Below are 26733 nucleotides of genomic sequence, written 5' to 3' on the forward strand. Positions count from 1 at the left end.
GAATTGAATGATGGAAATGACAGAACTTTACGAGGAATATAAAAAACTGTTATTTACGCTTGCATATCAGTTGACCGGTTCGGTTGCCGATGCAGAAGATGCGGTTCAAGATGTATTTGTGAAGTTTTACCAGTTGAATCATGACCATCTCCAAGAGCCGAAAGCATATTTGTGCAAAATGATGACCAACTACTGTTACGATCTGCTTAAATCGGCTCGTTGGCGGCGGGAACAGTATTTCGGCCCGTGGCTTCCTGAACCGATACCGACGCCAGATGACGATACGTTTGAATCGGTCGTCCGTAGTGATTTGTTGTCGTATGCTATGCTCGTCCTGCTTGAGCGATTATCTCCAGTAGAGCGAACGATATTCGTCCTTCGCGAAGCGCTTTGTTTTGACTACCCTGCCATTTCCGAAATTGTCGACAAAACCGAGGCAAATTGCCGTAAGCTGATGAGCCGTGCCAGAGGGAAAATGGGGATTTCCGAAGAGGAGTCAATTAGTAGCGAATTGGCGGGAGAGGAATGGGTACAGCGGTTTATTACGGCCCTCGAACAAAATAACATTAATTCGGTATTGGCTTTGCTTGCTGAAGAAGTTGTTCTGATTGCGGACGGCGGTGGTAAAAAGTCTACTGCAACTCATCCAATCCAAACACCTGAACGTGTGGCTAGATTCCTGCTTGGGCTGTTCAATCAGGTATCCAATCTCGGAGAAAGCGTTCAAATCGAGCTGACACCTCTAAACGGCCAAACGGGGTTGGTGGTTCGGACGGATGGGGTGATGGAGACCGTATTGCTTATACATGTGGAGAACGATGAAATCGGAAGCCTTTACTTTGTACGGAACCCGGATAAATTACAACATATTTAGGTGTCAAAGGGAATTATAAAATTCAAAAGCCTATGTAGGATTATATATCTATTAATATTTAATCCTTGACAATTTATTTAATCTCCCTTTATAATTCGTTATACTAAAAAAATGTTATATATTGTAGAACGTTGAACGGAATATAGTAGTGCTTAGCATTTTGTCTACAGAGAGCTGATGGTTGGTGCGAATCAGTACAAACGTAAGCATGAATTACACTCCCGGAGTTTCTTTTTCGTAGTAAAGACAGCAGTCTTTATGAAGGGGAAGACGGCAACAAAGCCGTTATCAGAATGAAGTGGTGAGCGTATGCTCGCAACTAGGGTGGTACCGCGAAGTCTATTCGTCCCTACTGGTTTTCCAGTAGGGACTTTTTATTTAGTTTTTAAAAATTTCATAGGATACAAGCATGGAAGGGAATACATTAGTGCTTAGCGTTTTGTCTACAGAGAGCTGATGGTCGGTGTGAATCAGTACAAACGTAAGCATGAATTACAGTCCCGGAGTTTCTTTTTCGTAGTAAAGGCAGCAGTTCTTTATGAAGGGGAAGACGGCAACAAAGTCGTTATTAGAATGAAGTGGTGAGCGTATGCTCGCAACTAGGGTGGTACCGCGAAGTCTATTCGTCCCTACTGGTTTTTCCAGTAGGTTTTTTTTATGAAAAGGAGGAGAGCAAGGATGAAATGTAGAATTCGATTACCTTAATAAGAGAATTCACAACTACATTAAAAAATAGAAAGGATTGAATCTAATATGAACCAATTATCAAAACCTACAAAACAGATTCCAGTTCATTTGAGACAATTTGTCTCAGAGCAGCACTACGAAGAGTACACACCAATCGATCATGCGGTATGGCGATATGTTATGAGACAAAATCATCATGTCCTAAAGGATACTGCTCATCCGGCCTATGTAGAAGGTCTCCGGGCATCGGGGATTGACATAGAGGCAATTCCAAATGTATCAGACATGAACGAGCGTCTTGCAAAAATTGGCTGGGGAGCTGCAATTGTAGATGGATTAATTCCAGGTGTTGCTTTTTTTGATTTTCAAGCTCATGGTATTTTGCCAATTGCCGTGGATATTCGAAAAGTTGAAAACATTGAATATACACCAGCACCGGATATAATCCACGAAGCCGCAGGGCATGCACCGATCATTTTTGATTCTCAATATGCTTCATATGTAAAACGATTTGGAGAAATTGGCGCAAAGGCATTTGCAACAAAAGCAGAACATGAAGTATTTGAAGCAGTAAGACATCTTTCGATTGTAATGGAGGCCCGCAATTCCACGCCTCAACAAATTGAAGAGGCAAAACTTTTGCTAAGTGAAAAGCAAAAAGCTGTAAAAGGTATGTCAGAAGCAGAACAAATCTCGCGAATTTTCTGGTGGACAGTGGAGTACGGCCTAATAGGTACGCTGGAGAACCCTCAAATATACGGTGCAGGTCTGTTATCTTCTGTAGGGGAAAGCAAGCATTGTTTGTCTAAAGAAGTAGTAAAACTTCCTTTTTCTGTAGAGTCTTGTATTCAGACAAGCTACGATGTAACGACCATGCAGCCGCAATTATTTGTTTGCGAGAGCTTTGATCAATTGATAGAGGCTATCGAAGAGTTTTCCCAATCAATGGCCTTTCGAAAAGGTGGAACCGAGAGCTTAGATAAGGCGCTCCAATCAGGCAGTACGTCGACATTTGTATTGAACTCGGGCATACAAATTACAGGAACGATCGAAAAAACGCTTAAAGATTCAGATGGCGAGGCCATTTATGTGAAAACAGCAGGACCAACAGCCTTAGCTATTAATGATAAGGAGCTTCCTGGACATTCGAAAGCAATTCATTGTGATGGTTTTGGAACGCCAATTGGTTTATTAGAAGGGGACATTTCTCTTGAAGAATGTAACAAGGAACAACTTCTGGCTTTAGGAATTGAAAAAGGACGAAAATCGACTTTGACATTCAAGAGCGGTATTCAAGTAGCGGGAATTGTTACAAATATAGTCCAAAACAAGAACAAAATAAATCTCATTTCCTTCGAAAACAGTAAAGTCACATTAGGAGATCAAGTGTTATTTGAAGAGACATGGGGCGTGTTCGACATGGCGGTAGGATCAGCCGTTACTTCTGCTTTTCCTGGAGCTACAGATGCAGAAGCATTCTTCGGTATAGAAGAAATACCTAATAAAGAATTAATAGAACCAAGACGGTTAACAGAATTAGAAAATCTCTACCAAACAATTAGAGAAGTTCGTGAAAAAGAGTCACTGGATGAAAATAGTATGGTTACTGTTCAAACCGTTCTTCAAAATTTGAGAAGCTCTTATCCAAAGGAATGGCTGTTGCGCTTAGAAATTCTGGAGTTGTTCTGTGGACATGGTGTGCAAACGATGGAAACAGAACAAGTGCATCAAGAATTGCTCAACCTCAGCAAAATAAAAGAGCTTCAACGCCTAATCAATAATGGATTAGCTTTACTTCCGCTTCAAAAGGAAGGTCAAGAATGTTAACAGCATTAACCCCTTTAGAAATACAATTGGAGTGTGCAAAACTTCAAAACTGGAAGGTAAAGGACGATAAGTGGATCGTAAGAAAATATATTTTTAAAGAATATCTGCAAGGTATCCAGTTTGTTTCAGCAATCGGCCAAATTGCTGAAGCAAACCAACACCATCCATTTATCAGCATCCAATATAAAGCTGTTAATGTTTCGCTCAGCACCTGGGCTGCAAAAGGAGTAACAGCTTTGGATATTGATTTAGCAGTCGAATTCGAAAAAACGTATGAACATATAAAACATACTAATTCACCCACAGGGTGATTAGTATATCGGAAAAATGATTTTATGTACAGACGAACTAAATTCTTGTTTTTTAACAAATCGTTTTACTGCTTTAATTTACGAAAAATAATGATTGAACGGATAAAAACCACATTTTTTTAGGATGTGGTTTTTATCTGTTCATATACGATTAAGACAATAATTTTATTAAATCATCTTCCATTCTGCTTGGATCTGTCGTGGGTGCATAGCGCCCAATTACCTGACCGTTCCGGTTGACAAGAAATTTTGTAAAATTCCATTTGATTCGAGGGGATAAAAGTCCTGTCTTTTGTTCCTTTAAATATTTGAATAAAGGATCGGTGAACGGACCATTTACGTCAATTTTTGCAAAGATGGGGAAGGTTACCCCGTAGTTAATCTGGCAAAACTCCGTTGTTTTTTCAATTTGTTCAAATTCCTGGTTGTTGAACTGGGAACATGGAAAACCTAGTATTTCTAACCCTTGATCCTTGTATGTATCATATAAGTTCTGCAGTCCTTTAAATTGGGGAGTAAACCCGCATTTGCTGGCAGTATTGACAATAATTAACGGCCTGCCCTCATATTCATGTAATGATTTCTTCTCGCCATTAGGCATTTTTACCTGAAAGTCATACACGGTTTTCATTTTAATCACTCCTTTATAAATGACTACTCGTTTTAACAATCGTCTGGCTGGTATCGATTGCAAACGATCGAAGGCTGTGTGCAATCAGAAATTGAGCAGTGTAATAGGTTGTCATGATAAGCTGATCTGAGAATGCGATATCGGAAACAAACATATTCCAGGATAATATCGAATCCGACAAAACAAATAAAATGCTGCCGATTATAGCCCATTTGTTCCCCGTCATGATAGCGGACCAGGCCATTAAAGATATGGCGAGCATATAGATCAAAACCGGAACGATCAGGACATTGTTACCGTCTCGAAGTAAGGCAGCGATAATCTCCCTGCCAATCATAAATGCATACAAAGAAATTGGTAATATCATCGCAAACCGGACCTTTGAAAAGTGCCATCTACTCAAGAAACCTGCCAGATAAAAGAGATGACCAATGAGAAAGGCACTTAGACCAACAACAAACTCACCAATTAGGCCATCGCCGAGCATACAGAAAAACAAACCAATGAGGATTAGCCAATGGGTAATTGTTTTTTTGGCGGAAAATTGCAAGTATGCATAACGAATAATTAACAGCATTGGGATCAGCTTGAAGAAAATCTTAACAGCGTACGGATTATCAGGGATAATGAAAATGTACAATAAGCCCGTTAACAAAATTAGCACAGGAAGCCAAGGAATTTTCATCAGAATCAGTTCCTCCTATAGATTTATAAAGAGTGTGAATTTTTGGATAAATGCACCATTTATCCAAGTATAAACTATCTTTTAACTTTTTACCTTTATTTTTTCGAAGCAAGTGGACGGTTCTTGTGCTCCCCTTGCTTTCTTACAGAATATACAGCCCGGTGACATAGACTGCAGTGATAGTTTTTGCAATCTCTTCAACAGAAGCATGATGTTCGTCTCGGACAATTTCCCATAGGTACATTTCATTTGTAAAAAACCAGCCTCGTGCGACGAGAACATGGTTTAATTCTACTCTCGCCAGTCCACTTTGTTGGGCATAGGCAATGTCCATTGAGATCCGCTGAATAAATTTCTCCCGAATCGCTTTCCATTTATCTGAAATTAAGGCAGAAAAACCGATTGCCTGTTCAAAGACTTGCATCATATCCCGTTCAGCTTCTGCCATTAATAAAAAAGCTTTCGCCTGCTTGTGAATGATTTCCTCTGCTTCTTGTTTTGATTTTGGCAGGAAGGAGATCTCGGCAATTTCATAAAAACGTTCCATTACATCCTCCATCAATACGATTAAGAGATCTTCCTTTCCTTCAAAATGGACATAGGCAGTTCCGTAACCGATGTTCGCTTTTTTTATCATTTGCGAGATTGTTGCTTTTTGGAAGCCTTCTTGAAGAAAAACCTCCTTTGCAGCTTCTAATAATTTTTGCCGTGTTATGATTGAGCGTAAATGTCGTTTATCCTCTGTTTTTTTCATACCTATTCCTCCAATACCTCTAGAATATATGGATTGTTATCAAAATAAAAGCTGTAGTTGCTATAAGGTTGTCGATGTTTTAACAATTAGAATTTTCAAAAATATAATATTGACATCATGTCATATTGCTTGCTATGCTTTTTTTTATAAACGATTTCATTAAGGAAAAGGGAGGATTATGATGGTATCGAATTTCTTACCGACATTAGATTTCGCAAAACAATTAGATAAAGAAGATACTCTTTCGCGTTTTCGAGAAGAGTTTTATTTAAAGCCTGGTTCTATTTATATGGATGGGAACTCCTTAGGACTTCTTTCGAAAAGAGCGGAAAGATCTCTCTTAGAATCCTTAAATGATTGGAAGCAATATGGGATTGATGGCTGGACTATGGGCAATCATCCATGGTTCTTTATGGCAGAGAAACTGGGCGAAAAGCTTGCGCCGTTAGTAGGAGCTGCTGCTGAAGAAGTCATTGTAACAGGTTCTACCACCGTCAATTTGCATCAGCTTGTATCAACGTTTTATCAGCCAGAAGGAACTCGTACAAAAATTTTAGCGGATGAACTAACATTTCCATCCGATATTTATGCGCTTCAGAGCCAAGTAAAGATTCATGGTTATGATCCGGATACACATCTCATCCGTGTGAAAAGCCGTGATGGGCGCTTTTTAGAAGAGGTAGATATTATCGAAGCGATGACCGATGATATTGCCTTAATTGTCCTGCCGACTGTTCTATATCGCAGCGGGCAAATATTAGACATTAAACGATTAACCGATGAGGCACATAAACGAGGGATTTTAATCGGGTTTGACGGCTGTCACTCCGTTGGTTCCATCCCGCATTCCTTCAGTGATTGGGATGTTGATTTTGCTTTTTGGTGCAATTATAAACATTTAAACGGCGGACCTGGCGGTGTGGGCGGCTTATTTGTTAATCGCAAACATTTTGGAAAAATGCCTGGACTTGCCGGCTGGTTTAGTTCAAATAAAGAGAAACAATTTGATATGGAGCATACATTAATACCGGCTCATTCAGCTGGAGCGTTCCAAATTGGAACTCCTCATGTACTTAGCGTTGCACCATTAATCGGTTCATTAGAAATTTTTACAGAGGCTGGTATTGAAAATATCCGCGAAAAATCGCTTAAAATTAATCGCTATTTAATGAATTTAATTGATCATGAATTAGCAGATATGGGCTTTTTCATTGGAACGCCAAGAGAGGATACACGCCGCGGCGGACATGTGAGCCTTGAGCATAGTGAAGCAGCGCGAATTTGTAAGTCATTAAAGGAAAACGGCATTATTCCTGATTTCCGAGCACCTAACATTATTCGTCTTGCACCTGTTGCCCTATATACTTCCTATGCAGAAGTTTGGGAAGTCGTTCAAATTCTCAAAAAGATTATCACTGAAAAACAGTATGAGAAATTTAAGAATGAACGTGAAGTAGTCGCTTAGGAAGCGAAGGGACGGTCCGATTGCTTCTTTTTTGAAAAAGAGGCCGGATTCATAGAGTTTTATTAAAGGTCGCAAAAAGTAAGTTTTACCGATTATCATAGGAATGTCAGACAATATAATAAAATTGATTAAGGGATAGAAAAGACAGAATAATTTCAGCTTAATCTATCCCTTTTTGTATTTAACCAATTGGACTTCAAAAATTTTTTTCTTTTTAAATGAGAGCCTAATATTTTTGGCTTTCTAAAAACATCTTTTTAAAAACTTCCATCATTATTCAACTTTAAATTATAATGATCTACGCTTTGTCAGTATTCCGCCTCAATGAGAAGATGTTTGATTAACACCTACATGTTGAATGAGTATGCCACAAGCGATGATAAATATAATTGCATTAACAGAAAGGGCAATGAGATTAGCAAAATCTGTGACATTCATCAAAACAATGATAAGAGAAATTATTGTAGCAATAAGTGGAATGAATTTATTTAAGTTAGTCACTTTATAATTTTTTTGAAGACGGTGGAAAAAGAAAAAAATGGCTAGCAATATTGGAGACGTGAATAAGATTCCAGCATATCCAAAAGCATCTTCAATAAACCAAGGTAAAAAGCTCATTCGTGACGTAAAAATAAACAAATTTAGCAACAATGTTCCGATTAATAATACATTTAGTATGGTGTACTTCGTTTTTTGCTTCAATTTAATTCCTCCTGATAACGTCCCTTTTAATAAAATAATATTCCACTTCGGATCATTTAGTGTAATATTACACTAAATATAACATTGTGACCGAGGTTTGGCAATATATATCACATTTTTTCATAAATAACCTGGAACCGATATTTGGAGAGGGATTAGATGTTCTTTTTCATTGTAATACTTATTTGAGCATTCATAGTCAGTCATGAAGCTTGTTTCACTACTACGTGCTTTACTGTCTTTTAACAACTAATGTTCCAATCACTAATAACATAAATAACGCTAATAAATAGATACTCAGTGCGCCTAACTCGATGGTTTCTACACCTAAAGCAAATAGCACACATACAAGTAACATACTGCCAAATAACGATATATATAAGGAATATGCATAGAAGTTTTTAATATTGATCCATGTTCTTTCATCTACATCAGGTACATTATGGCTTTTTCGACTTTCACGAAATTTTGCGGTTCCAATAGCAATTCCTACACCTAAAACAGAACCAGAGATACCTGCCGTAACTGTTCCAACAGGTAAATCAGGAACCAATAATTTAACTAGGTAGAAACCAATACTCATTGAACAAACAACCGTAATAGCCAAAATGATGGGCCACTTCTTTTTCATTCTACTCCTCCTCCAACGTAAATATTTCATCAATTGTCACATTAAAATACTTCATCAGTTTTAGTGCCAGTTCTAAGCTAGGGTTATATTTGTGATTCTCTACCGCGTTAATCGTTTGCCTCGTAATCTGAAGATCTTCTGCCATTTGAATTTGACTAATTCCTTTTGTCAAACGGATCTCTTTAATTCTATTTCTTACTTTCAAAAGCACTTCACTTCCTTTATTGATAACGATGTAAAGATATCTTTACATTGAGTATAAAATAAAAACAATGCAATGTAAAGATATCTTTACATTGCCGTGTCCAAACATTTGGTTCTAAAAAACAGCAAAAGGTTGAAATAACCTAAATTCGGTATCACGGCTCGGAATTTTTTTTAAAAAGCATTTATTCCATGATAATATGAAAAGGTCACTTAATAGAATTTATCAAACTTAACCTTAGGGCATTCCCTTGTTTTTTTAGCTTTTTGTGAGAATATTCCTGGCCGTTAGTGAGAATAGTCAGGGAATCTGGGATTGGTGTCAGCACGTTAAGAAAAGTATTGCTATCTAACATAGCCGGGCATGACGCCTAGCTTTTCAACCCTTTAGAAGGGGATTGACGGGTAAAATAGGAAAAATGACGGGTAATTCGGCAAAATAGACGGGTAAAATTGAAAAATTAACGGGTAAATTTCCACTTTAGACGAGTAAATCATTCAAAGTGATGGATAAGAGAAGAAATTTCCCAAAAAGGTATCTTAATGAGGGCACTATTGAAGAAATCCACTCAAAAAATTAGTAACTTCTTACATAAAATAAGAACTCCGTTCGTGAGAATAGTGTTTGTTTCGTCTTTTGTTCAAAAATCTCTAGGGTTTGATGATTTCGCGGCCGGTTTTTTCATTTTCAGTTAGTTTTTCCCCGTTTTGATTAGCAAGACGATAATACAGTATTGATTTTATTTTGCCTCGATTACGATCTTCACTTTATGGGAAATTTGTCGAAAGATGAAAAGGAGGAATTTATGTATGTTAGGTGCAATTGAAGCAGGTGGGACAAAGTTTGTTTGTGCTGTTGGGGATGAAAAAGGAAACATTGTTGAACAAATTCAGATTCCAACAACGGTACCAGAGGACACCATTCCTAAGGTCATTGACTTTTTTAAAAGATATCCGCTAAAGGCTATCGGAGTTGGCTCGTTTGGTCCGATTGATGTAAATTCCGAAAGTCCTACTTACGGTTTTATCACGTCTACACCAAAAACGGGTTGGAGGGGTTTTCCGTTTGTCCAAACGTTAAAAGCAGCTTTTCCTGTTCCGATTGGTTTCAATACGGATGTCAATGCAGCTGCATTGGGAGAGGTAACATTCGGTGCTGCCAAAGGTCTAGATAGCTGCTTATATATTACTGTAGGTACAGGAATTGGTGCGGGGGCGATTATTCAAGGTAAACTTCTTCAAGGTCTGTCACATCCTGAAATGGGGCATATCCTCGTAAAACGTCACGCAAATGATAAGTATAATGGGAAATGCCCATATCATAATGATTGCTTAGAGGGTCTTGCAGCCGGTCCAGCTATTGAAGAGCGCTGGGGTGATAAAGGTGTTAATCTTGTCGATCGGGTGGAAATCTGGGACTTGGAAGGATACTATCTTGCCCAGGCTCTGATGCAGTATATTTTAATTCTATCTCCGAAAAAGATCATCCTTGGCGGAGGGGTTATGAATCAGAAACAGGTATTTACTTCAATTTTTAAGTATTTGTCAAAATTCATTAGTGATTATGTGGTGCTCCCGGAGCTTGATGAATATATTGTCAGCCCAGGTCTAGAGGATCGTGCGGGGATTATAGGATCCCTCTTGCTGGCGCATCGAGCACTCGAAGATACAATCTAAAGTAAATGTACATTTTTTCTCAGTGTTATTAAGGGGAAGGGGAAGAGGAGACTTTTTCGCCAGTGAGAAATATGAATTGAAGAAAGGAATCCACCTTATCATCCCAGTAGGTTTTGGAACATTTAAAGTTGATGGGGATTGCGAATTGATTGTATCCCATACATAATCTGTGGGAGTATAGAACTATCACCGAATAAAAAAAGCGTAAAGGTTCTTCGTTGATTGAGCCCTTTACGCTTTTTTTTAGAGAATCGAAACCATTTTGTATTATTATTCAGTTGAATAGGTGCCAAAATAAAGATAAACTCTTAATATTGTTAGTTAGAGCAGGTGTAAGGATGAATAATAGACAAAAGGAATTATTGAGAATATTGCTTGTTAATGAAGAAGGGACATTGCACATTAAAGATTTGTCGGAGAAGCTTGATTGTGCGGAGAAAACGGTACGGAATGATTTAGACCGGCTGCAGGAGTATCTTCTTGATTTCCCTAGTGCTAACCTGACCCGTAAGCCTGGTTTTGGCATATCGCTTGAAATTGATGAAGAAGATCGGTCAATGATTTTGCGCAGTCTCCTTACTAACGAGCCAAAAACAAATGAAGAGCGGCTGATTGAAGTAGCCTATCGGTTTTTAACTAGTAATAAACCTATTACATTTCAGTATTTGGCTGATCAATACTTTGTGCCTAAAACGACGATTAAAAAAGACATGGAGACCTTTACGAACTGGCTTCAGCGTTATGAGCTTGAACTCGTATGCAAGCAAAGAATTGGAAATGTGATTCAAGGATTAGAGTTGAAAAAACGAAATGCATTGGCACACTTGCCCGAACTCACTTCATCTATTCCCCATGTCAAAAATTATGTGTTGGATTTGTTTTTGCCTTATGAAATTACGACAGTCCGAAAAGTGTTGGGGGAAATGCAGGTTAAGTTTTCAATTGCATTAACGGATGGGGCGATAGAGAGTTTGCTCGTTCACGCTCTGATTATGGTCAAACGGACACGGCAAAGGTCGCCTGTATTTGTACAGGAGTCCGAAAAGGAATCGGCATTGAAACGGATAGAATATCAATATGCTAGTTGGTTTTTCGAACAGCTCGAATCAGCATTCCGGCTAACCTTTCCTGTAGTGGAGCGGGTGTATTTCACTTGGCATCTCATTAGCAGCAAGCGAACAAAAGAGGGATCTGAACAAGTTTTGAAATATGATGAAGATGCAGCAGAAATTGTAAGTGCATTCATTAGTAAAATGGGAAAGCTGGCATTATTTCATTTTGAAGCCGATTCGATTTTAACAAATGGTCTCACTGTGCATTTGCACTCTGTCATTAATCGGATCAAATACGGTTTTCCGATTACCAACCCGCTGCTTTCTACTATTAAGAAAATGTATCCTTATATGTTTAATATGGTGATGTTGACACTGGAAGAAATTAAACATACCTATCATTTGGAAATTCCTGAAGATGAGGCTGCTTATATTGTCCTTCATTTTCAGGCCTCGATTGAACGGATGGAAAATATGAGAGATAGTAAGAAGAAAGCACTGATTGTTTGCCATATGGGAATTGGCATGTCACATCTATTAGAGGCGAAAATTGAGCAGCAATATCAGGAAATTGATATTTTAGCTTGTATTGGTAAAGCAGAAGTTGGGGAGTATGTAAGACTTCATCAACCGGATTTTATTATTTCAACCATTCCTCTTGAAAAAATAAACATCGAGCACATCGTCATTTCTCCGCTATTTGGACAGGAGGATAAGAAAAAATTAAGCCAATTTGTTGAGGAACTGAAACAGAAAAATACGGGACTTCATAATCAAAATGTCCTTTCCCAATTCTTGACCGAAGATCTTTTATTTTGCCATGTAGAACAAGAACACCGGTATGAAGTAGTGGAAATGCTTGCAACTGCACTTTTTAAAAAAGGCTGTGTAAGTAAAGAGTTTATCCATAGTGCTGTGAATAGGGAGAGGAAATCTGCTACAGCAATTGGCGGAGGAATTGCAATTCCGCATGGAAATCCTTCCATGGTCCAAAGGTCTGCTATCGCAACGGCTATCATGAAAGAGCCGTTAGAGTGGGGTAATGAAAAGGTTTCACTGGTATTCATGCTATCCCTTGCAAAGGAAAATCATGGAGATATTCGCGGTGTTATTGGAGAAATTGCTTCCCTGAGTGAATCTCCACTCATTGTTCATGAGTTAACGGCCGCAGAGAATGCTGAGATGTTTTTACGGATATTAGAAGAGAATCAGTAAGTCGGAAAGAGTGGATGTAATGTCCACTCTTTTTTTGGCTAATTAGGAAAGTAAAAGGGCTGCAACGCCTCTGTCTTTCCTTAAGGGGCAAGCTAATCAGCGAGTTTTCTTTATTCTAATAAATTTTTTTTACCGCAACTTCTGGTAAAAATAAAAAAAATTAAATGGACAAGTTGGATTTATTATATAGGTAAGCGATTACTTATTTATTTTTAACAGTAGGAGGGAACATGATGGGAAAAATATTAGCTGTTACAGCTTGTCCAGTTGGTATTGCTCATACGTATATGGCTGCTGAAAATTTACAAAAAGCAGGCGAAGCGTTAGGCGTTGATATTAAAGTAGAAACACAAGGTTCGATAGGCGTAGAAAATGCGTTAACAGAAGAAGAGATCGCGGCAGCAGATGGGATTATTATTGCTGCAGACAAAGAGGTTTCGAAAGACCGTTTCGTTGGCAAAAAGTTAATTGTAACCGGTGTCCAAGACGGAATTCGTAAACCTGAAGAACTCATTAAACAGATTCAAAGCGGAAACGTTCCTGTTTATAAATCAGAATTAGCATCTGCTAATGGACCGAAGAAGACTAAATCAAAAGAAAATCCAATTTATAAACATTTAATGAATGGTGTATCCTATATGATTCCATTCATCGTTGTAGGGGGATTATTGATTGCCTTGGCGTTAGCGCTTGGAGGCCATCAGACTCCTGGTGGAATCGTAATACCAGATGATTCAATTTGGAAGCAAGTAGAAAAGCTTGGCGGTACGTCTTTCATGTTCATGGTGCCAATCTTGGCTGGTTTCATTGCGGTAAGTATTGCTGACCGTCCTGGACTTGTACCAGGTATGATCGGCGGTTATATCGCAGCTAACGGTAGTTTTTATGGAAGTGAAGCTGGTGCTGGATTTATTGGTGGAATTATTGCTGGTTTCTTAGCAGGTTATGTGGCCCTTGCAATTAAGAAAATTAAAGTGCCAAAAGCGATTCTGCCCGTTATGCCAATTATTTTTATCCCTATTCTTGCATCTGTAATTGTTGGGTTATTGTTCATTTATGTCATCGGCTCTCCGGTTTCACATGTGTTTGAAGCCTTAACTGCATGGCTTGCTAGCATGCAAGGCGGAAGCTCGATTGTATTAGCGATGATTCTTGGTGCGATGATTGCAGTTGATATGGGTGGCCCATTCAACAAAGTTGCCTTTTTATTCGGTTCCGCGATGATTGCCGAAGGAAACTATGAAATTATGGGACCGATTGCGGTTGCCATTTGTATTCCGCCAATTGGGCTTGGACTTGCAACATTTATTAACAAACGAAAATTCAGTCAAACTGAGAGAGATGCAGGAAAAGCATCATTCACCATGGGATTATTCGGTATTACAGAAGGGGCAATTCCATTCGCAGCACAAGATCCGTTACGAGTAATTCCTAGTATCGTTGTCGGTTCAATGGTTGGTTCTGTTATTGCTATGCTTTCAAGTGTTGGGGATCGAGTGGCCCATGGTGGTCCGATTGTTGCTGTATTAGGTGCTGTCGATCATGTCCTTATGTTCTTTGTTGCTATCATTATTGGGGTGGTTGTTACGGCCTTTATGGTTATTGCCTTGAAGAAAAATGTGGAAGATGCTCCAGTTGCAGCTGGTGTTGGCCCTGTATCTGGTGCTGCTGCCCCTGAACGGAAAGAGGTTGTTAATTCGAAGGAGGAAGCCACTAACAACACTGAAATTCATAAATTGACGGAAATTACAAGTTTAGAATTAATTGAAACAGATTTAACTGGATCCACTCGTGATGAGGTCATTGATGAATTAATTGCGAAATTTGATGCAAAGGGAATTTTAAGCTCGAAACAAGCATTTAAACAAGCTATTTTGAATCGTGAAGGTGAAAGTTCAACAGGACTTGGTATGAGTATTGCGATTCCACATGGAAAATCAAGTGCGGTTACACGGCCAGCTGTTGCCTTTGGTATTAAACGTGATGGTGTAGATTGGAAAAGTTTAGACGGTAATGATGCAAAATTGATCTTTATGATTGCTGTACCGGAAAAAGCTTCTGGAGATGCCCATCTGAAGATTTTACAAATGCTATCAAGAAAATTAATGGATGATAATTTTAGAGAGCAATTGCTACATGTTACTTCGAAGGAAGAAGCTTTTAAGTTGCTGGAAACCATTAACTAAGATGGAATAAGTGCTAATGCTAATAAATAATGAGAGATATAATTGAAAGAGAGCGAAAAATGCTCTCTTTTCATATATCTAGAAAATGGAGGTCAACATGTACAAAAATGAACCGATTTTTTTACAGCCTGTTTTTCAAGAAAGAATTTGGGGAGGACAAAAATTAAAGACAGAATTCCATTATGATATTCCCTACAAGCAAACAGGAGAAGCATGGGTAATCTCTGCCCATCCCCATGGTCCAAGCGTGATTAAAAATGGTCCGCTTGCTGGAAAAACATTAGCTGATGCATGGAACGAACATGGGAATCTTTTTAATAAAAAGTCCGATCATCAAGGGGAATATCCATTACTTGTTAAAATCTTGGATGCGGCCGATGATCTATCTGTTCAAGTTCATCCGAATGACCAATTTGCCCGTGAGGTAGAAGGTGTCCCGTATGGCAAAACTGAATGCTGGTATGTCTTAAGTGCTGAAGAAGATGCCGAGCTTGTGTTAGGCCATCATGCAAAATCACAAGAAGAACTAGTACAAATGGTGGATCAAGGTGAATGGGACAAGCTGCTAAGAAGAGTGAAAGTGAAGGCGGGAGATTTTGTCTATGTTCCAAGCGGTACGATTCATGCCATTGGAAAAGGAATCGTTATCCTAGAAACGCAACAAAGCTCAGATATAACCTATCGTGTTTATGACTATGACCGGACAGATTCAGCAGGCAATAAACGTGAATTACACCTGGAGCGTGCAAAACAAGTGACAACCGTTCCACATCAGGATGCCACTGTAGAGCAAACTGAAACAGTTATTGGTGATTTAGTCGAAAAGAAACTTGTGAGGGAGCAGTATTTTTCTGTTTATCATTGGCAATTAAACGGGAAAGCATCTTGCGGATTAACCAAGGACTTTTTACAAGTGAGTGTAATCGAGGGGAAAGCCGAAATAACGATTGCTGGTAAGACCTTTGCTTTAGAGAAGGGCAGCCATTTTCTGTTACCTCACGGAGTTCATGAGTATACCATTGAAGGACAAGCTGAATTTATTGTTTCACATGTTTGATGTATGAAAGATGAATTTGAAGCACTGAACATAAGATTAATAAAAACAAGCGTAAAGGAAAAAGTATAGAGATCCTTTACGCTTCTTTTATTATTCAGTAATAAATTTGTACCTTAAAATTGCTGCAAGTCCTGCACCATGCTTGAAGTCGCCTTGTTTAATCAAAGTCTTCAATTCTTCCATTGTCAGTTTATGAAGTTCAATTTGCTCGCTGTTTTCTAATTTTTGTTCGGAAGGATTTAAGCCAGCTGCTGCAAACAAGAAAATCTCCTCCGATGTTGAGCCGGGTGAAGGGTAAAAGCTTCCTAATTCAAGCCAATGTACGGCCGAATAGCCTGTTTCTTCCTCAAGCTCTCTTTTCGCTGTATCCATTGGAGAAGGGTCTGTTTTGTCAATCATCCCAGCAGGCAGCTCCCATTGCCAGCTTTTTAGCGAATGACGGTATTGTTTTAAACATATTACTTCTCCGTCCTTCGTTATCGGGAGTATACAAACTCCTTTGGCAAAGTCTAAATAGGAAAAGGTCTTTTCCTCTCCATTTGGGAGAATTACCTCATCAACCGTAATCCCAAAGCGATCCACTTTTTTCTGAATTGAACTGTGTATCTTCCAAACCATTTCTTTCACCTCTCTAAAAATACTAAATATATACCATTTTAATCGAATGCTAGACTATATTAAACTTTAAGGAATTCTAAAGCCAAATTTTATAACCTCCTAGCTATGAGAGAGATCTTCAAGGTGTTATTCTGTCATTTGTCTCCACTATGATATTATTAAGTTATCAGGATATCACTTATCATTGGAGGAGGTTTTTACTTTGAATAACGATTTATTTAAGGAAGCAAAGGAATTTATTCGTTCCTGTTATAGCGAATTAAATAAAACGGAGCAGGAACTAGAAAATAGGTTGCATGAAATTAATAAACAGATACTAAGTCAAGGTTTTTATGAACACACAGCTGTGGAATTAGAATATGGAGCAAAAGTGGCTTGGCGTAATAGTAATCGTTGTATTGGAAGGTTATTTTGGGATCAATTAAACGTTATCGATAAGAGACGCTTAAACACAGAAGAGGAAATGGCTGGGGCTTTATTTGAGCACATTGAGTATGCAACGAATAAGGGACGGATCCGGCCTACTATCACAATTTTTCCACAGAAAACTCCTAACCGAACGGTACGTATATGGAATCACCAATTAATCCGCTACGCCGGATATAGTACTGAGCAAGGTGTTTTAGGGGACCCCGGCTCCTTAGCTTTTACCGAGGAGTGTATAAAACTAGGATGGGAACCAAAGTTTGGGAAGTTTGATATTTTACCATTAGTAATACAAATAAATGATAATAGTCCAAGTTTGTTTGAAATTCCAGATCATCTTCCACTTGAAGTTCCACTTCGTCATCCTCAGTACAAATGGTTTGAAGATTTAGAATTGAAATGGTATGGAGTACCCATTATTTCCGAGATGATGCTTGAAATCGGAGGCATCACTTATACTGCTGCTCCCTTTAATGGCTGGTATATGGGTACTGAGATTGGGGCAAGAAACTTGGCTGATGAATCGAGGTATAATTTACTCCCTCAGATCGGAACTTTAATGGGGTTAGATACGAAAAGTAGTATATCTTTATGGAAAGATAGAGCATTGTTAGAATTGAATACAGCCGTCTTACATTCTTTTAAAGAAGATGGAGTTAGTATCGTTGACCATCATACGGCTGCTCAACAGTTTAAAAAATTTGAAGAAAAAGAAAAGGAAATAGGAAGATCCGTCACTGGTGATTGGACTTGGCTCATTCCACCAATGTCACCTGCTGCAACTCATATTTTTCATGCATCATATAATAATGAAATTTTAAAGCCTAATTATTTTTATCAACCTAAACCATATTGATTTTTTGTAAAGCCAACAGAGATGTTGGCTTTTATCATGAAACCACCTTTTTTAGGAGAATAATATACATACGGGAAGAATAAAAGGATTAATAAACATTTTTCGTTGCGATGTCACAAGAGCAGCTTATCAATAAAACATTATTACTTTTTGGTTAACTTCTATGGAGCCCTCAAAAATATTTTAATTTATTCTGTTAAAAAAGAAGGTGAACAATAATGAAGGTTGATTCTTTTTTTAAGGCAGCTCCTTATAAAAGTGTTAGTGAAGATGCCATTTTAATTAATGAAAGGGTAAAGGTCTATGGGGTGTTTGATGGGGCAACGCCTTTAACACCATTTAAAGATGAAAACAATATGAATGGTGCCTATTTAGCATCTAATATATTTAAAGATTATTTCTCCAGACTCTACCAAGAGAATCTTTCATTAGTTGAAGGGATCCAAGCTGCTAATAGGATGCTGCGAGATCGCATGGAAAAATCCATGGTTAATCAAGAGAAATATGAACAACTTTGGTCAACATGTGCAGCCATAATTAAGTTTGAAAATGACGGGAAGATATCTTATGCTCAGCTTGGTGATTGTATGATTATTGCAGAATATCAAAACGGAGTGATAAAAGCTCTAACCAGGGACACAGTAAAAGGGATAAGTTATCGAGCAAAGGCATGGCGTGAGGAACAAAGGAAACAAGGAGTTACGGTTCCAGATGAGGACTTTTATCAAGATATTACTCAACAGCGTATCTTTAATCGTTCATTAGCGAATAAACCACATGGATACACTGTAGCGAATGGAAGGGAAGAAGCTGTACATTTTATTCAGCAAGGTCAAGTAAATATCAGTGAAATTAAAGCACTATTAATGATAACGGATGGTCTATTTCACCCCGATTATTTACTTGAAGAAACATTTAAAATGATCCAGAAATCTGGTGTTTCTTCGTATTCTATTGAGTTAGAACAATTTGAGAGAAGGAATAACCTTCGTTCAGATGATAAGTCTGGGATCATGATTCGACTTGTGAATTGAAGGGTATCTTCAAAATAGCTTTCAACAATATTGTTATAAATTCCAGGACAAAAATGATACGTAAGCAGAGGATTATGTTCTCCATAGGGTTATTTAGACAAATGAGTCAGAAATAGAAAACCTGTCCCCATAAAAGAAATTGGCGACAGGTTTCCTTTTTACCTAAGACTGGTTTGATTCAACAAAAATGCTCACATTTCTTTCTTCTAAAAAATTCAATCCAAAAAGGAGGTCTTGTTTTTGAAGATTGAAAGTCTTTTCCATCATCTGAATCCAGTCCTCTTTATTCACAAAATCTGTAACGTGAATGTCGCTGTCGGATTTTACAATCAATTTTGAATTTATGACGGCATAGCTCACTCGGTCTTTAAATATCGTTGCTACAATCCTCCGCATAAATGGATTCTCGTCTTTATCCCGATGTGCATGGATGATATCTTCAGTAAAACTTTCAACCTCTACTGGAAACCATTCGATTGTTTTGGCGACAAAAGTCTGTCCTCCTGACCTTCTATCAAACAAATACTCACGTCTACCGACCTTCTTGATGATCATTTCTTCACCGCAGCGAATTAAATATGGTTCCTCCTCAATTGGCAATGGTTCAAATAAAGGTGCCATGAAGCCTACATCTGTATAATAGGATTTTCCGTTCATCGTAACCATCAAACCAAGATGGGTGTTTCCCCCTTTAGCACGGACAATTTTAACATCAAACCCAAGGGTGTAGAGCAGTTTTCCAAAATGAATATTGAGAATATAACAGTTTCCTCCCCAGCCCTTTCCAAGTAAATTTTCAAGATACTCTTCTTTACTAGGAATCAAATCATTGCGATCCCGTGTAGTGTAATAATGATATTTACTAATAATCTCGAATGGTACACGATGCAAATGTGCCTCTACTAACCTTTGCAAGTACTTATAGTCAGGTTCCAATTTCTCGATACGTAAAAAATCCAAATATTTCTCTTCCCAACGATCCATCTGTTATTCACTTCCTATATTGGTTTAACCACCATAAAAGCAATAATTACAACTACAATCACACAAGCGATAATATGGTATTTTCTGACTTTTGTAAGCAATCCTTGAGAATGATCATCCGTTTCGGATGCCCCCTGTTCACGTAACTCTGATAATGCAGCAGAAAGCTTTTTGGCAGCTGGAGTTAAGAAGGCGATAATAACGACTTCAGCTAAAATGAAAAGAACTAATGCTCCACCAATCCATAAAGTAAAATATGTCCCATAATTCCCAAGCCAAACTAACAGTAACCCTGATAATAAGGTCAATCCTCCGAAAATTTTCGGGAGAACTTCTAAACGAGCCACCAGATCGACCATCCTTTTTACCTCAAAAAGTGACTTTTCCTTTTTTAATATCAGAGGAAAAGCGTAGGCAGGACCAAGACCGACCACCGCTGCAACGACATGTAAAAATACAAGCCATTCCATAAAAAAACACCACCTATTCATAAGTCTTAAACTTATCATAAGTGGTGTGGTCCATTTAAAATATCGGTTGAAATACGTATTTTTCTTAATTACGGAGAATCAGAAAGTCCATTTTCAATCACGTAGCTTGCTAAGGCAGTCCGGGAGTTAATGGAAAGCTTTTGAAAAATCCGTTCTAAATGTGTTGTCACTGTACGTTTACTTAAAAAAAGAGCCTTGGCAATTTCTTCATTGGATAGACCTTGTGCAACTTGGAGTGCTACCTGTAATTCACGAGGGCTTAAGACGGTATTTTTGTCCCCTGTTCGTTTGGATCCTTCTAGAAGAATCCGATCCAATGCTTGCGCAATCATTTTCTGACGTTCTTTATCATCTTCAAGTCCATGAAGTTTTTCAATTAACTGAGATAGAATTCGTGAAGCTATATGAAGAAGGTCCTCGTTGAATTCACTAAAGAAAAGTTCATCATTACTTTGACTGCCTATAACAGCCATTATTTTTTTATCTTTATTTCTAACTGGAATCGCAACATAGTTTTGATTAATATTTCGATAATTTTCTACTGAAAACTTCTCTTTTTCCGGCAGTTGGTTAAGAAAGGTTGTAAAAGCATATTGATATTGGGAACGGATATTATTAATGAGGACAGGTTTTTCCTGCTGGGAGGACCATTGTGCTACTCTCTGGAGAACTTTTTGGGCTGACTCCTCATCTAGTCCATGCACTATCGCTAAATGTAACTGATTGACAAAGTCATCTGTGATCCAAACAGCCGAGCGGTCCCATCCGAATTTCTTTTCAAGCTGTTCTAATAATGGATGATAGGTTTCTGTAAGTAAACGTAAATGACTGTTCTCCTCTTCACAAATTCGTGCAGACACGACGGTGAACAATTCCGCACAAATGACGGTAATGGGCATCTCTGATTCTAACATCATCGACAGCACCTCATATTGCGTTTTCATTTCAGCAAAAATCTCACCTTCTGTCCTAAAGCCTATATACTCTAATTCAAGCTCCCATGTAGAAAAATTCGTAGTATCGATCGTACGAATAAAGGCATAAGGGTTTTCCTGCAAATTTTGCACACTCTTTTTCAACATGTGATTAGCGACTGCGACATGGTTTGAATCTACATACCATACGCGAGAAATATTGGTAATATTGGGGATTCCTTCTTTGCTGCTTGTAATTAGAGTTGCTGGAACAACACCCATTAGTGCTGGCATCATTTCTTCAGGAATCATTGGTGGCTTCCCCCTTTTGATACTTACTCCCTGCGTAAGGTCCCGGTGTTTGGACAAAGATCTCTTCTGCTTTGTATGAAATAACATCACAAATAGCTGTTGAAAGTGGGAATTTCGCATACATTTTTGGAAACAATTTAAGGCTGCTTTTTCGATATCCGGTTAATATTTCAAGATCTTCTCTAATTGAAGCTTTATAGTTTATGAACCTCCCTATTATTTGATAGGATTCGTTTGAAAATCCATCCGTAAATAAACAAGCAACCACACCATTGCCTGATGATAAATAGGAGAGTACCTTTTCTGTCTGTGCTTTAAGGATATAGATATTGAGACAATCTATCCTATCATCAATTTTCACTCCGAAACCACGTACAGAAATAGGATGTCTGTCAACATTTGAGACGGCAAGATGAATAAATAAAGGTTCTGTTCTTTTTAAAAATTTGACGACAGTATGATCCGGTATCATATAAGCCCCCAGATTTGTTTTTATTTCAAATTCAATTAACAAGTTTAAAGCAGTGGTTGGATTAAAATTTTTATCGTTTAACAGGTGTCTTTCTATTATCTAGAATATTCTAGATTTCCTATAATTTGACCTCCGAGAAATTTAAAAAAACATACCTCATTTTCGGTATAGAAACCGAGACCTGGATCGAAAAACGAGTTGTAACATGGATCATTATAAAAATCGAGATTGAATCCATAGGAGTGGCTTTGATAATATATTCGGGTTCTAGTATGAAACCAGATCCCAGGGACCATCTAGAAATTTGCGAATTAAAAAGAAGGCAGAATGCTATAAGTAATAGCGTTCTGCCTTTCTTCCTTTTTAAATCTCAAAATACCGCCGAAGCAAATAAGAAATCCACTTACAATGAGGATGATTTCGAATATTTTCGAGTAGTCCTTTCACGATAGCAGGGCTTAATGTCGGTTCGAGAAGATGCTGCTTTAGTAAGATTAACGATTCTTTTTCAATTGACTCTTCCATTTCATCAATTTTTTGTACGATGATTTCGAGGATCTGTTCTTTCGTTACTTCTTCATTCATCGGCTGCTTGACCAGTTGACTAAGCTCTTGTGTAACAAATGGAGCAGTCGTATGCTGCGCCAGTAAAGTTGTTTTTTCCACAAGCGACTCCGCCAGCAACTTTAAATCCAACGGAACATTATAGAATACAAATAACTGTGAATACGTATTCATAAAGCCTTTAATACAATAAATTAAATCATATTTAATTTCTTTGATCCTATCACCATATAACCGTTCAATCATCGATAAGATCGCGTTCTCAATTACTTTTTCGTAATATTGCATTTTTAAGATGAGTTCTTTACTAAATGCGTGCGACTGCTCTTTCAGGAGAACTTTGGCGAAATCAGAATGCTTATGAAAAGAATGATAGATTGCATAATAAAATTCATATAAAAGATCCTCATCTTTTGTATTTCTGACTATGTAGTCAATGTCAGAGGTGATTTGCATCATAAAGTCGTCAATTAATGCGGTAATCAATTCTTCCTTTGATTTGAAGGATAAGTAAAAAGCACCTTTGGAAATCCCGCAATGCTCGGTTATCTGTTGGACGGATGTAGCTTCAAACCCTTGCTTTGCAAAAAGCTCTAACGCTTTTTCCATAATTAATTGTTTTTTAACCATTTATTGTATCGCTCCTATGGCCTTTTCGTTGACAAATGACTTATTGGTCATTATTATAAATAATTGAGCGCATGAAGTCAATTAAGGGTAGGTGTAATAGTGAAAGGTTTAGTTAATTTTGTCCTGAAGAATAAATTAGCAGTATGGCTGCTTACCATCATCATTACGGTATCTGGTATTTATTCGGGTACACGAATGAATATGGAGACGATACCGAATATCTCGATTCCATACTTAATGGTCATGGACGTCTATCCGGGAGCTACTCCTGAGAAAGTGATGAAAGATGTATCCATGCCGATCGAGAAAGCGGTAGAAGGCCTTGATCACGTAAAAGCCGTTTACTCCAATTCTTATTCTAATATGTCCAGTATTCAAGTGGAATACGAATACGGGATCGATATGGATGAGGCGAAACGTGAATTAAAATCGGCGCTAGATTCCTTGAAACTGCCGGAAGGTGCACAAAAGCCAACAACGACAGCGATTAGCATGAACATGATGCCGGTTGTGGCTCTAAGTGTAAGTAGTTCAAAAGAGGATATTGTTGAATTAACGTCAACAGTAGAGGAAAGTCTGCTTCCAAAAATCCAGAAAATCGAGGGTGTTGCGTCTGCTACGATTGCCGGCCAGCATATTGAAGAAGTAGACCTTACGTATAACAAAGCCAAAATGGCTGAGTTCGGTTTAACCGAAGATAATGTTAAGCAAATGATTCAAGCAAGCAACATGTCAGTTTCCTTAGGACTTTACGAGTTTAAAGAAGGTGAGCAGGCAGTCGCCGTCGACGGCAAGTTCATGACGGCTGATGAATTAAAGAATATGCTGATTCCTGTCACACCATCAGCAGCAAATCCTTCTCCATTTGTAAAGCTTAGCGACATTGCGACAATTGAAACAGTCGGTAAAGTACAATCGATTTCCCGGACAAACGGAAAAGATGCGATTGCGATTCAAATTGTCAAAGGTCAACAGGCGAACACCGTTGATGTTGTAAACAAGGTGAAAAAGTTAGTAAAAGATGAAAAGAAAAAGTATGACGGTCTTGACATTGATGTCACCCTTGACCAAGGTAAACCGATTGAAGATTCGGTCGCCACGATGATTGAAAAAGCGGTATTTGGCGGTTTAATAGCCGTATTAATCATCCTTCTATTTTTACGTGATTTTAAATCTACGATTATTTCAATTGTATCGATTCCAGTTTCGATTTTCATGGCATTACTGCTGCTGAACTGGATGGATATTACGCTGAATATTATGACGCTTGGTGCGATTACGGTTGCGATCGGGCGGGTCATCGATGACTCAATTGTCGTCGTGGAAAATATCTATCGAAGACTGCATTTAAAAGAAGAAAAATTAACCGGCCGCGCGCTTATTCGTGAAGCGACGATTGAAATGTTTAAACCGATTATGTCCTCCACATTAGTAACGGTTGCGGTATTTGCACCACTGATCTTTGTTAGCGGCATGGTTGGCGAGCTGTTCGCACCGTTTGCCTTAACGATGGCGTTTTCTCTTGGGGCTTCATTACTTGTAGCGATTACTATCGTTCCGGCCCTTTCCCATTTCTTATTTAAGAAGAAGTTATATGGTGAGAAAACAGCAAAAAGACATAAAGAAGCTGGTGAACTGGCAAAATGGTATAAGTGGTTCCTGGAAAAGGCTCTTAACCATAAAGTGATTACTTCGATTCTTGCTGTTGTTTTATTAGCTGGAAGTTTGGCCTTAACGCCATTAATCGGCTTTAGCTTCATGGGCAGCGAAGAGGATAAAGTGATGTACTTAACGTACACACCAAAAGCCGGCGAACTTAAAGAAGATATAGTAGCGAATGTCAAAGTGGTCGAAGATCAGATGCTGAAACGGGACGATATTGATATCGTTCAGGTATCTGTAACTGATGAAGGCGATGAGATGTCTGCCATGATGGGCGGCGGCTCAAACGGTGCCATAATGTACTTGATTTTTGACCCAGACATAAAGAATTTCCCAGAGGTTAAGGAAAAAATTGAAAAGTATGTTACCGGCCTTGATCAATCAGGCAAATGGAAGAGCCAGAACTTTTCTTCGATGTCAGGGGCGGAAAATGAAGTCAGCTACAACCTTTACAGTGAGGATTTAAACAAGCTAAATCAATCTGTGAAAAAGGTTGAGTCGGTTTTGAAGAAACAGGATGACTTGAAAGATGTGACGACCAGTGCGGAGAATGCCTATGTCGAGTACACTTTCAGGGTTGAGCAAGCTAACTTGCTCAAGTACGGTTTAACAACCGGCCAGCTTGTGATGATGTTAAGCCCGCAAAAGACACAAGATGTATTAACAACGGTTGAAAAGGATGGCAACTCCTTAGATGTCATCGTCCAGCAGGAACAAGCTGCCCAGCCTGAATCGATCGATGATCTTTTAGCAAAACAAGTACCAACTGCAATGGGTACAACAATGCCTCTTTCTGAACTTGTTACTGTGAAGAAAGGGACAACACAAAATACACTTGCACGTAGTAAAGGCGAGTACTACGCAACCGTTTCTGGAAAAATTAAATCTGAAGATATTTCAAAAGTGACCTCTAAAGTGGGTAAAGAAGTAGATAAATTAGATTTACCAAAAGGTGTATCCGTCGCCGTTGCCGGGGTACAGGCAGATATGACGGAGACATTTACACAGCTTGGTGTCGCTATGCTAGCGGCAATCGCCATCGTGTACTTCATCCTTGTGGTAACCTTCCGTGAGGGTGTCGCACCGTTTGCGATCCTATTCTCGTTACCGTTTGCGGTCATCGGTTCATTTGTTGGTTTGTTAATCGCTGGGGAAACCATCTCTGTCTCTGTCATGATGGGGCTATTGATGTTAATTGGTATCGTAGTCACGAACGCTATCGTGCTGGTAGACCGGATTATTCATATGGAACGTGATGGCTTGGGTATGCGTGAAGCGGTTCTAGAAGCGGGTGCAACACGGTTACGCCCGATCCTCATGACAGCCATCGCAACGATCGGTGCGTTAATTCCATTAGCACTTGGTGCAGGCGGCGGTGGAGGTTTAATCTCCAAAGGTCTTGCTATTACCGTAATCGGTGGTTTAACAAGTTCAACATTATTAACGTTGATTATTGTGCCAATTGTTTATGAAATCTTGTCTAAGATGTTTAAGAAAAACCGGCGAGAAGTGGAAGAAAACTAGTACTTTCACGCTCGGAATAATCTTGGTTCACGACTTGACCTTAAAGGGTATCTTAATAGAATAGATCAAAAATAACCGAGGGATACTCCCTCGGTTATTTTTGTTTATATGAAAGTATAACTTTTCTATCAGGTATAAGTGCAACTACGCCACATTCTTCCCACTTAGGGGCTCGCCAATCTGATGTTTTTTTATTTCTTTTTGATAGTGGAATGTTACTTTATCATCGATAGTTTAATAGACTTATCTAGCAGTAATGCGGAATTATTCGCCGATTGTGTAGTGCCA

Annotated in this window: 24 protein-coding genes and 2 other annotated features; of the genes, 12 read left to right on the plus strand and 12 right to left on the minus strand. The window is 38.5% G+C overall.

Annotation, left to right across the window (positions count from 1 at the left end; all coding sequences use genetic code 11):
* Window positions 1-16: 16 nt before the first annotated feature.
* From V7150_RS02415 to V7150_RS02425, 3 genes are all read left to right on the plus strand, one after another.
* The gene (locus V7150_RS02415) at window positions 17-874 is read left to right on the plus strand and encodes an RNA polymerase sigma-70 factor (RefSeq protein ID WP_335513346.1); all 858 of its coding nucleotides are present in this window, start codon (window positions 17-19) and stop codon (window positions 872-874) included.
* Between the two features lie 122 nt (window positions 875-996).
* Window positions 997-1228 (plus strand) — a binding site (T-box leader).
* Between the two features lie 47 nt (window positions 1229-1275).
* Window positions 1276-1508 (plus strand) — a binding site (T-box leader).
* Window positions 1509-1627: 119 nt separating this feature from the next.
* Window positions 1628-3388, plus strand: coding sequence for an aromatic amino acid hydroxylase (locus tag V7150_RS02420; protein ID WP_335513276.1), 1761 nt, complete (start codon window positions 1628-1630; stop codon window positions 3386-3388).
* A complete protein-coding gene (locus V7150_RS02425) occupies window positions 3382-3699 on the plus strand; it encodes a 4a-hydroxytetrahydrobiopterin dehydratase (RefSeq protein ID WP_335513278.1) in 318 nt (105 codons plus the stop codon). The genes V7150_RS02420 and V7150_RS02425 overlap by 7 nt, the downstream gene beginning before the upstream one ends.
* A gap of 151 nt (window positions 3700-3850) precedes the next feature.
* On the opposite strand, the gene V7150_RS02430 is transcribed toward V7150_RS02425, so the two are convergent.
* The 3 genes from V7150_RS02430 to V7150_RS02440 all read right to left on the minus strand — a co-directional run bounded on the left by V7150_RS02430 (window position 3851) and on the right by V7150_RS02440 (window position 5769).
* On the minus strand, window positions 3851-4330 hold the full coding sequence (locus V7150_RS02430) for a glutathione peroxidase (RefSeq protein ID WP_335513280.1): 480 nt from the start codon (window positions 4328-4330) through the stop codon (window positions 3851-3853).
* 13 nt (window positions 4331-4343) lie between these two features.
* Window positions 4344-5015 carry a lysoplasmalogenase gene (locus V7150_RS02435; protein ID WP_335513282.1) on the minus strand — a complete coding sequence of 224 codons (672 nt, stop codon included), beginning with the start codon at window positions 5013-5015 and terminating at the stop codon, window positions 4344-4346.
* A 142-nt stretch (window positions 5016-5157) separates the two neighbouring features.
* A complete protein-coding gene (locus V7150_RS02440) occupies window positions 5158-5769 on the minus strand; it encodes a TetR/AcrR family transcriptional regulator (RefSeq protein WP_335513284.1) in 612 nt (203 codons plus the stop codon).
* Window positions 5770-5947: 178 nt separating this feature from the next.
* On the opposite strand from V7150_RS02440, the gene kynU reads away from it, so the two are divergent.
* Complete coding sequence (gene kynU, locus V7150_RS02445) at window positions 5948-7234, plus strand: kynureninase (RefSeq protein ID WP_335513286.1); 1287 nt, start codon at window positions 5948-5950, stop codon at window positions 7232-7234.
* Between the two features lie 321 nt (window positions 7235-7555).
* Here the strand turns inward: kynU and V7150_RS02450 are convergent, their stop codons facing one another.
* The 3 genes from V7150_RS02450 to V7150_RS02460 all read right to left on the minus strand — a co-directional run bounded on the left by V7150_RS02450 (window position 7556) and on the right by V7150_RS02460 (window position 8772).
* Complete coding sequence (locus V7150_RS02450) at window positions 7556-7936, minus strand: hypothetical protein (protein WP_335513288.1); 381 nt, start codon at window positions 7934-7936, stop codon at window positions 7556-7558.
* A 232-nt stretch (window positions 7937-8168) separates the two neighbouring features.
* Complete coding sequence (locus tag V7150_RS02455; RefSeq protein ID WP_335513290.1) at window positions 8169-8567, minus strand: hypothetical protein; 399 nt, start codon at window positions 8565-8567, stop codon at window positions 8169-8171.
* 1 nt (window position 8568) lies between these two features.
* Complete coding sequence (locus tag V7150_RS02460; protein WP_335513292.1) at window positions 8569-8772, minus strand: helix-turn-helix transcriptional regulator; 204 nt, start codon at window positions 8770-8772, stop codon at window positions 8569-8571.
* An 809-nt stretch (window positions 8773-9581) separates the two neighbouring features.
* On the opposite strand from V7150_RS02460, the gene V7150_RS02465 reads away from it, so the two are divergent.
* The 5 genes from V7150_RS02465 (at window position 9582) to manA (ending at window position 15958) form a co-directional block, all read left to right on the plus strand.
* Window positions 9582-10448, plus strand: a complete 867-nt coding sequence (locus tag V7150_RS02465) for an ROK family protein (protein WP_335513293.1) — start codon at window positions 9582-9584, stop codon at window positions 10446-10448.
* Window positions 10449-10470: 22 nt separating this feature from the next.
* Window positions 10471-10614 carry a hypothetical protein gene (locus V7150_RS02470; RefSeq protein WP_335513295.1) on the plus strand — a complete coding sequence of 48 codons (144 nt, stop codon included), beginning with the start codon at window positions 10471-10473 and terminating at the stop codon, window positions 10612-10614.
* Window positions 10615-10786: 172 nt separating this feature from the next.
* The gene (locus V7150_RS02475) at window positions 10787-12715 is read left to right on the plus strand and encodes a BglG family transcription antiterminator (protein ID WP_335513296.1); all 1929 of its coding nucleotides are present in this window, start codon (window positions 10787-10789) and stop codon (window positions 12713-12715) included.
* Window positions 12716-12948: 233 nt separating this feature from the next.
* A complete protein-coding gene (locus V7150_RS02480; protein ID WP_335513298.1) occupies window positions 12949-14901 on the plus strand; it encodes a PTS fructose transporter subunit IIABC in 1953 nt (650 codons plus the stop codon).
* A gap of 97 nt (window positions 14902-14998) precedes the next feature.
* Entirely contained in the window at window positions 14999-15958 is a 960-nt protein-coding gene (manA, locus tag V7150_RS02485; protein WP_335513300.1) for a mannose-6-phosphate isomerase, class I, read from the plus strand.
* Between the two features lie 90 nt (window positions 15959-16048).
* Here manA and V7150_RS02490 read toward each other — a convergent pair whose 3' ends face one another.
* The gene (locus V7150_RS02490) at window positions 16049-16576 is read right to left on the minus strand and encodes an NUDIX hydrolase (protein ID WP_335513302.1); all 528 of its coding nucleotides are present in this window, start codon (window positions 16574-16576) and stop codon (window positions 16049-16051) included.
* Window positions 16577-16778: 202 nt separating this feature from the next.
* On the opposite strand from V7150_RS02490, the gene V7150_RS02495 reads away from it, so the two are divergent.
* Together V7150_RS02495 and V7150_RS02500 are read left to right on the plus strand one after the other, a co-directional pair.
* Complete coding sequence (locus tag V7150_RS02495; protein ID WP_335513304.1) at window positions 16779-17858, plus strand: nitric oxide synthase oxygenase; 1080 nt, start codon at window positions 16779-16781, stop codon at window positions 17856-17858.
* Window positions 17859-18076: 218 nt separating this feature from the next.
* Window positions 18077-18892 (plus strand): protein phosphatase 2C domain-containing protein, encoded by an 816-nt coding sequence (locus V7150_RS02500; protein WP_335513306.1) that lies wholly within the window; start codon window positions 18077-18079, stop codon window positions 18890-18892.
* Between the two features lie 162 nt (window positions 18893-19054).
* Here the strand turns inward: V7150_RS02500 and V7150_RS02505 are convergent, their stop codons facing one another.
* The 5 genes from V7150_RS02505 to V7150_RS02525 all read right to left on the minus strand — a co-directional run bounded on the left by V7150_RS02505 (window position 19055) and on the right by V7150_RS02525 (window position 23259).
* Entirely contained in the window at window positions 19055-19876 is an 822-nt protein-coding gene (locus tag V7150_RS02505; RefSeq protein ID WP_335513308.1) for an arylamine N-acetyltransferase, read from the minus strand.
* A gap of 14 nt (window positions 19877-19890) precedes the next feature.
* A complete protein-coding gene (locus tag V7150_RS02510; protein ID WP_335513310.1) occupies window positions 19891-20346 on the minus strand; it encodes a DUF2269 family protein in 456 nt (151 codons plus the stop codon).
* 89 nt (window positions 20347-20435) lie between these two features.
* Window positions 20436-21593, minus strand: a complete 1158-nt coding sequence (locus V7150_RS02515) for a LuxR C-terminal-related transcriptional regulator (RefSeq protein WP_335513311.1) — start codon at window positions 21591-21593, stop codon at window positions 20436-20438.
* Window positions 21583-22065, minus strand: a complete 483-nt coding sequence (locus V7150_RS02520) for a hypothetical protein (protein WP_335513313.1) — start codon at window positions 22063-22065, stop codon at window positions 21583-21585. The genes V7150_RS02515 and V7150_RS02520 overlap by 11 nt, the downstream gene beginning before the upstream one ends.
* 363 nt (window positions 22066-22428) lie before the next feature.
* Window positions 22429-23259: a TetR/AcrR family transcriptional regulator gene (locus tag V7150_RS02525; RefSeq protein ID WP_335513314.1), complete on the minus strand. Its 831-nt coding sequence runs from the start codon at window positions 23257-23259 to the stop codon at window positions 22429-22431.
* A gap of 99 nt (window positions 23260-23358) precedes the next feature.
* Here V7150_RS02525 and V7150_RS02530 point away from each other — a divergent pair, with 99 nt between their 5' ends.
* Window positions 23359-26445: an efflux RND transporter permease subunit gene (locus V7150_RS02530; RefSeq protein ID WP_335513315.1), complete on the plus strand. Its 3087-nt coding sequence runs from the start codon at window positions 23359-23361 to the stop codon at window positions 26443-26445.
* The last annotated feature ends 288 nt before the right edge of the window (window positions 26446-26733 follow it).

The organism is Neobacillus drentensis, assembly GCF_036965245.1.
In the GTDB taxonomy this organism is placed as follows: Bacteria; Bacillota; Bacilli; order Bacillales; family Cytobacillaceae; genus Neobacillus; species Neobacillus drentensis_G.